This window comes from Kocuria sp. CCUG 69068, assembly GCF_020833785.1.
GTDB lineage: Bacteria > Actinomycetota > Actinomycetes > Actinomycetales > Micrococcaceae > Kocuria > Kocuria rosea.
The window spans coordinates 1-8,929 of the sequence record NZ_PDDL01000127.1; the positions used below are offsets into that span (position 1 = coordinate 1).

Genomic DNA, 8,929 nt, shown 5'->3' on the forward strand with positions numbered 1-8,929 from the left:
GCACGGGGCCGCGAAGACGTCCGCGGCGCGCAGCAGCCGGCCGACCTCGGCCTGGGTGCGGGGCCCGACGAGGTCGACGACGTCCCCGGCGCCGAGCTCCGCGACCAGGGCGCGCAGCGGCCCCTCCAGCTCGCCGCCGCCGGCGACGGTGACGGACAGCCGCCCGCCCTGCTCCCGGTACCGGGCGGCCGCCCGCACGAGGCGGTCGAAGCCCTTCTTCTCCACGAGCCGCCCCACGGCCACGACCCGCAGGGTCTCCCCCACGGGCGCGGGGTCCCGGTAGGGGAAGCGGGCGAGCTCCAGGCCGTTGCGCACGAGCCGCAGCCGGTGCGCGTGCGCGGGGAACGCGGAGGCCAGGTGCCGCCGGTTGTACTCGGAGATCGCCACCACGTGCTCCGCCCGCTCGAGGGTGCGGCGCAGCCGGGCGGGGTCCACGGACTCGTGGAAGATGTCCTTCGCGTGGGTCGTCACGGAGAACGGCACCCCCGTGAGCCGGGAGGCGATCTCGGCGACGTGCGCGGCGAGGGTCGCGAAGTGCGCGTGCAGGTGCGTGATGCCCTGCTCCACGACCCGGGTGGCCAGCGCCACCCCCTGGTGGACCTCGGAGGCCTCCGTGCCGGCCAGCTCCGGGAGCAGGGCGGCGAAGCGGGGGCCGAAGCCGGGGACCACCTCCGCCGCGCGGGCCAGGACGGCCCAGCCGGCGGAGGCCCGCTCGGGGCGCTCCACGTGGTGGACCGGTGCCTGGACGCGGGCCGGCTCGGGGTGGAAGCGCGGGTCGGTGCTGTGCCGGAGGGCGAAGATCGTGAGGTCCTCGCCCTGGGCCTCCCGGGCCAGGACCTCGGTGACCACGAAGGTCTCCGAGAAGCGGGGGTAGACCTTCAGCACGTAGCCGATGCGGTGGCCGCTCACCGGAGGCCTCCGGCACGGGCCGGCACGGCCTGCGCGGGCACCGGCGGCGGGCCCGCGGGCAGGAGCCGCGCCGCGAGGACGGGCACGGCGTGCAGCCCGTCGAGCGCCAGGTGCCGGCGCAGCCGCACGGTGCCGACCACGCGGTGCAGCCAGCCGCTGAGCGCGGCGCCGGTGAGGGCGTCGGCGGTCAGCACGTCCACCGCGCCGTGGGCCTGGAGGGCGCGGGCCCGGATCAGCTGCTCCTGCCGGGGCCGGTCGCGCGGGACCAGGAGCGCGGGGGTGTTCGTGGTGAGGATCTCGGCGACCGAGTTGTAGCCGCCCATCGACACCACCGCGCTCGCGTCCACCACCTCCGCGAGCGCGTCGGGCACGGACGGCAGGACGAGGGTGCCCGGAACGGCGGCGGCGCGCACCTGCTCGGCGTGCTCCTCCGGCATCTGCGGACCCGTGATCACCACGTGCCGGTGGCCGTGGGGCACCCGGGCGCGCGCGGCCGCGAGGGTCAGGCGGTGGCCGTCGGAGCCCCCGCCGGCCATGGTGAGGACGTAGGGGCGGTCCACGCCGCTCGTGCGCCGTCCGGCGGCCCGGCCGGTGGCGAGGTAGCCGGTGTGGCGGACCAGGTCGGCGAGCTCGGCGGGGATCTCGCCGGAGGCCACCGGGTCGTGCACCGCGCGGTCGCCGTACACCCAGATCTGGTCGTAGACCTCCCGCACGGGGTCCAGGTCCCCGAGCGCGGCCCACTCGCGGGCCGCGGCCGCGGGCTCGTCGAGGACCTCGCGCAGGCCGAGGACCACCGCCGTGCCGGGGCTCCGGTCCCGGAGCCTGCGCAGCGGCTCCAGCAGCTCCCGGTCCACCCCCCAGGCGTGGCGGTCGACGACGACGAGGTGCGGGCGGAAGGCCGTGAGCGCGGCGTCCACCATCCCGGAGCGCAGGGCGGTCAGGTGGCGCATGCCCACGGAGAGGTTGCGGGGCGCGTAGCCGCCCGCGCCCTTGCGGATCCCGGGCAGCACCACCCAGTCGAAGCCGTCGGGGCGCCCGTAGGACGTGGCGGCGTCGATGCCGGTCAGCAGCATGCCCGTCACCGGGCGCCCCGTCAGCGCCGGCAGGTGCTGGGCGAGGGACCGGGCGAGGGCCAGGTTCCGGCGGGTGTGGCCCAGGCCCTGGGAGTCGTGGGAGTACAGCACCACCCGCAGCTCGTCGTCGCTCATCGTGTCCTCCTCGGGGGATCAGCGCCGGTGGGTCCGGCGCCGGTGCGGCTGCCGCCCACTGTGGCCGAGGGACATGATGAGAACATGAGCCGTCGATGAAAAGGTTCTCATCTGCGGACGCCCGGCCCGCCGGGACCGGCCCGGAGGCCCCGGCGGGCCGGTCCGCCCGGGTGGACCGGCCGCGGGCCGGCTCAGCCGCCGAAGACCGGCGCGACCGCCTTGACCAGCTGCTGGCCGCCCAGGACGGCGAAGAGCAGGGCCGTGATGCCCAGGGCGATGTTGGTGTGGAGCTTGTTGGCCCACTCCTTCGGGATCCGGCTGCCGTTGAGCAGGCCCAGCAGCGTGAGGGCGAGGAACGGCATGAACAGCGAGCCGAGGACGCCGTAGGCCAGGATCAGGCCGATCGGCTGCCCCAGGGCGAAGAGGACCATGGGCGGGAACGTCAGCCACAGCACGTAGAAGCGGAAGTACTTGCCGCCCACCCGGGTGTCGGGGTGGCCGGACTCCTTGCCGCGGATGTTGCCCCAGAAGTCCGCGAACATGAGGGAGACGCCGTTCCAGACGCCGATGATCGAGGAGAAGGACGCGGCCCAGAAGCCGATGAGGAAGCCGGTGCCGACCACGTCGCCGTACTCCGCGCGCAGCACGGCGTAGAGGTCGAGCAGGCCCTCGTCACCGGAGCTGAGCGCCACCCCGGCGGAGCGCACCACCTCGGCGCCCACCACGAGCATGGCGATGACGAAGACCCCCGTCACGACGTAGGCCATGGAGTTGTCGATCCGCATGACACGCATCCACTTGGGCGTGTACCACCCCTTCTCGCGCAGCCAGTAGCCGTAGGCGGCCAGGGTGATGGTGCCGCCCACGCCCCCGGCGAGCGCCAGCGTGTAGAGCACGCCGCCCTCCGGGATGACGGGCACCAGGCCCGTCAGCATCTCGGGGATGTTGGGGGCGGCGATGACCGCCAGCCCCACCACGGTGACGAACATCAGGCCGACCAGGGCGGCGGTGACCTTCTCGAAGAAGGAGTACTTCCCGAACCACACCATGACGAAGCCGAGCAGCCCCATGATGATCGCCCAGGCCCACAGGGGCAGGACGGGGAACACCGCCGCGAGGGGCAGCGCCGCCGAGGACATCGCGGTGGCGCCGTAGACGAAGCCCCAGATCATGATGTACGGGCCGAAGTACCAGGTGGTCCAGCGGCCCAGTGACCGCCAGCCCTCGAAGATCGTCCTGCCGGTGGCCAGGGTGAAGCGCCCGGCGCCCTCCACGAGGATGATCTTGAGGATCACGCCGAGGATCACCGCCCACAGCAGTCCGTACCCGTACCGGGACCCGGCGACCAGGGTGGCGACCATGTCGGCGGCGCCGACGCCCGTGGCGGCCACCACCAGGCCGGGGCCGACGATCTTCCACTTGGCGGGCGCCCCGCCGTCGTCGTCCGTGCGGGCACGGTGGGCCGCGAAAGACTTCTCGTTCGCTTCGCTCATGCTGGTTCCTCGTCAGATCGGTCCGTCGGGTGGCCGGGGCCGTGCCCCGGATCACCCTACCGGGCCGGTGCCGATCAGAGCTTGGCGAGGCGGTAGCCGGCTCCGCGCACGGTGACGATGCGCTCCGCGCCGAGCTTGTTGCGCAGGTAGCGGACGTAGACGTCCACCACGTTGGACGAGCCGTCGAAGTCGTAGCCCCAGACCTTGTTCAGCAGCTGCTCGCGCGTGAGCACCTGACCGGGGCTCTCGAGGAACGCCCTGGCCATGGCGAACTCCCGGGCGGAGAGCTCGACCTGCCGGTCCTCGAGCACCGCGCACCGGGTCCCGACGTCGAGGGCGAGCCCGCCGTAGCGCAGCCCGTCGTCGGTCTGCTCGGCCACCGCGCGGTCCCGGAGCCGGGCCCGGACGCGCGCCAGCAGCTCCTGGAACCGGAACGGCTTCGCGAGGTAGTCGTCGGCCCCCTGCTCCAGCCCCGCGACGGTGTCCTCGACCGAGTCGCGGGCGGTGCACATGATCACGGGGATCGAGAAGCCCAGGGACCGCAGCACCGAGAGCACCTGGAAGCCGTCCATGCCCGGCAGACCCACGTCGAGGACGAGCAGGTCGAACTCCCCGGTGCTCGCGTAGTCGAGGGCGCTCGTGCCGTCCTCGACCACGGTGGTCGTGTAGCCCGCGGCGCGCAGGCCCTTCTGGATGAAGCGCGCGATGCGCTCCTCGTCCTCGGCGATGAGGATGCTGGCCATGGGGTGCCTCTACTTCCTGGAAGGTGCGGGGCTGAGGTCGGGACCGGGCACGGGGGCGGGAGGCACCGCTGCACCGGACCCGGCGGCACCGGACGGGGGGACCGGGGCCGCGGCGGGCGGGGACTCCGGCAGCCGGAGGGTGAACGTGGCGCCGCGGCCGGGGCTCGACCGCAGCCCCACGGTCCCGCCGTGCCCGTGGGCGATGGCGGCCACGATCGCGAGGCCGAGCCCGGAGCCCTCCACGGTGCGCCCGGTCTCGGCCCGGCCGAAGCGCTCGAAGATCCGCTGCTGGTCCTCCGGGGCCACGCCCACGCCGGTGTCCCGGACCCACACCTCGAGGCTGCGCGCGGGGGTGTCCTCGCCGGGCGCGGCGGGCCCGGTGGCCCAGGCGGCGCCGAGGGCCACGAGGTCCCCGGGGGCGGAGAACTTCACCGCGTTGGCGGCGAGCTGCACGACCGCCTGGGTGAGCCGCTGCGCGTCGGCCACGACCTGCCCCTCGGCCCGCGCCTCGAGCTCCCAGCGCCGGTCCCCCAGCGCGCGCAGCCGGTCCATCGTGTCGTCGAGCCAGGCGGGGACGTCCACGGGGCCGGGGCGGATGAAGTCGGCGCGCTGGGCCTTGGCGAGCAGCAGCAGGTCCTCCACGAGGCGGTTCATCCGCTCGATCTCGTCGAGGAGCATCGCCCGGGTCTCCTCGACGTCGGCGGGATCGTGCTCGTCCATCAGCTCGAGGTTGCCGTGCAGGATGGTCAGGGGGGTGCGCAGCTCGTGCGCGGCGTCGTCGAGGAACTGGCGCTGCTGGACGAAGGCCGCCTCGATCCGGCTGAGCATGCCGTTGAAGTTCACGGCGAGCTGGCCCACGTCCGAGTCGTCCTGCGTGACGGGAACGCGTCGCCCCAGGTCGTCCGGGCTGATCTGCTCCGTGGCCCGGCGCAGGCGGGTGATCGGTGCGGTGACCCGGCCCACCAGGACGTAGGCCACCAGCCCCGCCACGACCGTCGTGAGGGCGGCGATGCCGAGGTAGCGCCACAGCGAGTCCAGCACGATCCGGCGCTGGGCGCTCATGTCGAAGCCGACCACGAGGTAGCCCTGGCGCGGGTCCTCGTCCAGGACCACCGAGATGACGCCGAGACGGAGCGTCCGGCCGTCCTGCTCGAGGTCGAAGACGACGGTCTGCCCGGGCCGGGCCCGCTCCACGGCCGCGGCGAGCGTGGCGGGGGCGTCGAGCTGGAACCGTGACCGGTCGGCGTGCTCGAACGCCGGCTCGCCGCCGACGAGCGCGAGGATGCTCTCGTGCTCCCCGGGCACCGTGGTGGTCATGAAGGTGTAGAAGAGCTGCGGCAGGTCCGTGAACGGCTCCTCGGCCGTGGCGTCCAGGTCCTCCGAGAGGGAGGCGTCCGGGCCGAGCGGTCCGCGCTGCGCGAGCCGCTGCAGCTCCCCCGCCTCCTGGACGATGTCCTGGCGCACGGACTCGTCGAGGTCCACCAGGCGCAAGTAGTGGGTGATCCCGCCCACGGCGAGGAGGGCGACCGCCAGGAAGGCGATGGTCGTGGCGAGCACCCGGCTGCGCACGGACCGCAGCTCCGTCCGCACCCTCTCCCACCGCGCGCCCGACATGCGCCCCAGCCTATCGACGGCACGTGAGAGGCAGATGAAGGAGGGACGGGCCGTGCGGCCCGTCCCTCCTCCCGGTCCGGGGTCCTGCCCCCGGGCTCAGTACTTCTTGCTGCGCGGCTTGCGGAACGGCTTCTCGCCGTCCCGGTCGCCCGCGGAGTACCCGGAGCGCTTGCCCTGGTAGCCGCCGCGGGAGTCGTCGCCCCGGGCGCCGCCGCCGCGGCGGGGGCGGTCCTGGTAGGAGGACGAGGTGCTGCGGGGTCGGGTCCGGGCGCCGGCGCCCGGGCCGCGGTCGGCCTCGAGCTGGATGAGCTCACCGTTGATGCGCGTGCGGGAGAGCCGGTCCAGGGTGGAGGCGGGCAGGTTCTCGGGCAGGCCCACGAGGGTGTGGGTCGAGCGGATGTCGATCGCCCCGATCTGCTCGCCGCTCAGCCCGCCCTCGTTGGTGAGGGCCCCCACCACGGAGCCCGGCGAGACGCGGTGCCGGTGGCCGACGGACATCCGGTAGGTGGCCATGCCCTTCTCGGTGCGCGGCTCGCGGCGCGGACGGTCGTCGCCGTCCCGCCCCGGACGGTCCCGGTCGCGGGTGCGCTGCACCGGCTCGGGCAGCTCCTCCACGAAGAAGGGCCGCCCGTCCTGGGCCATCACGGCGATCGCGGCGGCGATCTCCACGGCGTCGACGTCGTGCTCCGCCTGGTACTGCTCGACGAGCTCGCGGAACTGGCCGAGGTCCTCGGACTCCATGGTGTCCGTGATCTGCTGGGCGAACTTGTCCTTGCGGGTCTGGTTCACGTCCTCCGTGGAGGGCATGCGCATGAGCTCCACCGGCTGGCGGGTGGCCTTCTCGATCGCCCGCAGCAGGTACTTCTCCCGCGGGGTCATGAACAGGATCGCCTCGCCGGAGCGCCCGGCGCGGCCGGTGCGCCCGATCCGGTGCACGTAGGACTCGGTGTCGTGCGGGATGTCGTAGTTGACCACGAGCGAGATGCGCTCGACGTCGAGCCCGCGGGCCGCGACGTCCGTGGCCACGAGGACGTCGATCTTGCCCTCGCGCAGGGCCTCGACCGTGCGCTCGCGCATGTTCTGCGGGATGTCGCCGTTGATCGCGGCGGCCGCGTAGCCGCGGGCCTTGAGCCGGTCGGCGACCTCCTCGGTGGCGGCCTTGGTGCGCACGAAGACGATGACGCCGTCGTAGTCCCCGACCTCGAGGATGCGGGTCATGGCCTCCATCTTGTGGGAGCCCATGACCTGCAGGTACCGCTGGCGGGTGTTGGTGCCCGTGGTGGTCTTGCCCTTGACGGCGATCTCCTGCGGGTCCCGCAGGTACTGCTTGGCGATCTTGCGGATCGCGGGGGGCATGGTCGCGGAGAACAGGGCGACCTGCTTCTCGACGGGCGTCTGCGAGAGGATCTGCTCGACGTCCTCGGCGAAGCCCATGCGCAGCATCTCGTCGGCCTCGTCGAGGACCACGTACTGCAGGTGGGACAGGTCCAGGGACCCCTTCTTGAGGTGGTCGATCACGCGGCCGGGCGTGCCGACGACCACCTGGGCGCCGCGGCGCAGCCCGGCCAGCTGCGGACCGTAGGGGGAGCCGCCGTAGACCGGCAGGACGGTGAAGTCCTCGAGGTGGGTGGCGTAGGAGGAGAACGCCTCGCCGACCTGGAGGGCGAGCTCGCGGGTCGGGGCGAGCACCAGGACCTGGGTGTCGCGGGAGACGCCGTTGACGTCGGAGAGCTCGGCGAGCCGGGACAGCGCGGGCACGGCGAAGGCCGCGGTCTTGCCGGTGCCGGTCTGGGCCAGGCCCACCACGTCCTTGCCCTGCAGCAGCACCGGGATGGTGGCGGCCTGGATGGGCGTGGGGTTCTCGTAGCCGACCTCGTCCAGGGTGGCGAGCACCCGGGAGTCGATGCCGAGCTCGGCGAAGGTGATGGTGTGCTCCTCGGCGGTGCCGGGGGTGCTGGGGGTGTCGACGGTCATGGAGAAGTGCCTCGTTATCTGTGCGGGTGGCGGCCCGGGAGCATGCCCAGGGGCGTCGGCCACGGTCGTGGTGTCCGGACGTCCCTGCCAACCACTTGGAGCCCCGCACGGGGCGGGAGCGTCGGACTCGGCGCGGCACGGGCCGCGGCCGAACACGATGCACGGACGGCATCGCGTTGCACGAGAAAGTGAGGGAGTGACCGGATTCGGTCCGTCCAGTCTAGCGCACGCGACGGCGCGGTCAGCCCCGGCGGCGCACCAGCACGAGGTGCTTCTCGTCACGCACCTCGGTGTAGCCGGCGCCGTAGCGCTGCCGGGCCCAGCCGGCCACGCCCCCCGGCGGGTTCCCGCCCCACGCGGCCCCGAGCCGGTCGACCACCACGTAGTCGGGGGCGGGATCGCCCTCGGACCCCAGCCAGTGCACCTGCGCGCCGGGCACGAGGTGGTGCAGGAGGGTCAGGTCCGTGGCCACGCTCGCCCCCTCGGGGACGGCCGCGACGACCGCGGCCTTGGCGCCCGCCCGGGGGTCCGGACGGTAGGCGGCGGGGTCCACGAGGTCGGCCAGCGGGCGCCCCGGGACCAGCAGGAGCGCGACGACGAACGCCAGTGCCGGCGCGGCCCGGGCGAGCCGCCGGAGGCGTCCGCCGCGCAGCCGCAGCACGGCGTCGAGCAGGGCGACGAAGACAATGGGCATGAGGACGGCGCTGTAGTGCCAGCCCGTGCCCCAGTAGCCGTGGTTCGGCGAGAGCATCCGCCAGAGCAGCGTGGGCAGCGCCACGAGCGCCAGCGGCGAGCGCACGGCGACCACCACGCCCACCGCCAGCACGGCCAGCCAGGTGAGCGCCTTCTGGCCCGGCAGCACCAGGGAGACCAGGGCCCCGGCGGGGTCGGCCGCCACCGCCGCGAGGTCCAGCCGGTCCGCGTACGCGAACCGGCCGTCCGGGCTCAGGGCGGGCAGCACCACGGTCACCGCGAGCGCCGACCAGGC

7 protein-coding genes are annotated in these 8,929 nt (G+C 73.9%); all 7 read right to left on the reverse strand.

The genetic code is table 11. The features are described from left to right. Positions 1-909 (reverse strand): glycosyltransferase (locus tag CRM73_RS16765; protein WP_229588582.1); only part of this gene is annotated, 909 nt, incomplete at its 3' end. After that, positions 906-2,117, reverse strand: coding sequence for a glycosyltransferase (locus CRM73_RS16770; RefSeq protein ID WP_229588583.1), 1,212 nt, complete (start codon positions 2,115-2,117; stop codon positions 906-908). The genes CRM73_RS16765 and CRM73_RS16770, both read right to left, overlap by 4 nt. 191 nt (positions 2,118-2,308) lie before the next feature. Further along, a complete protein-coding gene (locus CRM73_RS16775) occupies positions 2,309-3,610 on the reverse strand; it encodes an Nramp family divalent metal transporter (protein WP_017834256.1) in 1,302 nt (433 codons plus the stop codon). A 74-nt stretch (positions 3,611-3,684) separates the two neighbouring features. Then, positions 3,685-4,353, reverse strand: a complete 669-nt coding sequence (locus CRM73_RS16780; protein WP_017834257.1) for a response regulator transcription factor — start codon at positions 4,351-4,353, stop codon at positions 3,685-3,687. Between the two features lie 9 nt (positions 4,354-4,362). Then, complete coding sequence (locus CRM73_RS16785) at positions 4,363-5,967, reverse strand: cell wall metabolism sensor histidine kinase WalK (RefSeq protein WP_081994267.1); 1,605 nt, start codon at positions 5,965-5,967, stop codon at positions 4,363-4,365. 96 nt (positions 5,968-6,063) lie between these two features. Then, the gene (locus CRM73_RS16790) at positions 6,064-8,004 is read right to left on the reverse strand and encodes a DEAD/DEAH box helicase (protein WP_370658560.1); all 1,941 of its coding nucleotides are present in this window, start codon (positions 8,002-8,004) and stop codon (positions 6,064-6,066) included. Positions 8,005-8,182: 178 nt separating this feature from the next. After that, positions 8,183-8,929 (reverse strand): DUF2079 domain-containing protein (locus CRM73_RS16795; RefSeq protein WP_229588584.1); only part of this gene is annotated, 747 nt, incomplete at its 5' end.

What these genes read in the sequence shown, in the direction of transcription:
- CRM73_RS16770 (WP_229588583.1), bottom strand. Translation starts at nt 2,117, where the DNA reads ATGAGCGACGACGAGCTGCGGGTGGTGCTGTACTCCCACGACTCCCAG.
- CRM73_RS16775 (WP_017834256.1), bottom strand. Translation starts at nt 3,610, where the DNA reads ATGAGCGAAGCGAACGAGAAGTCTTTCGCGGCCCACCGTGCCCGCACG.
- CRM73_RS16780 (WP_017834257.1), bottom strand. Translation starts at nt 4,353, where the DNA reads ATGGCCAGCATCCTCATCGCCGAGGACGAGGAGCGCATCGCGCGCTTC.
- CRM73_RS16785 (WP_081994267.1), bottom strand. Translation starts at nt 5,967, where the DNA reads ATGTCGGGCGCGCGGTGGGAGAGGGTGCGGACGGAGCTGCGGTCCGTG.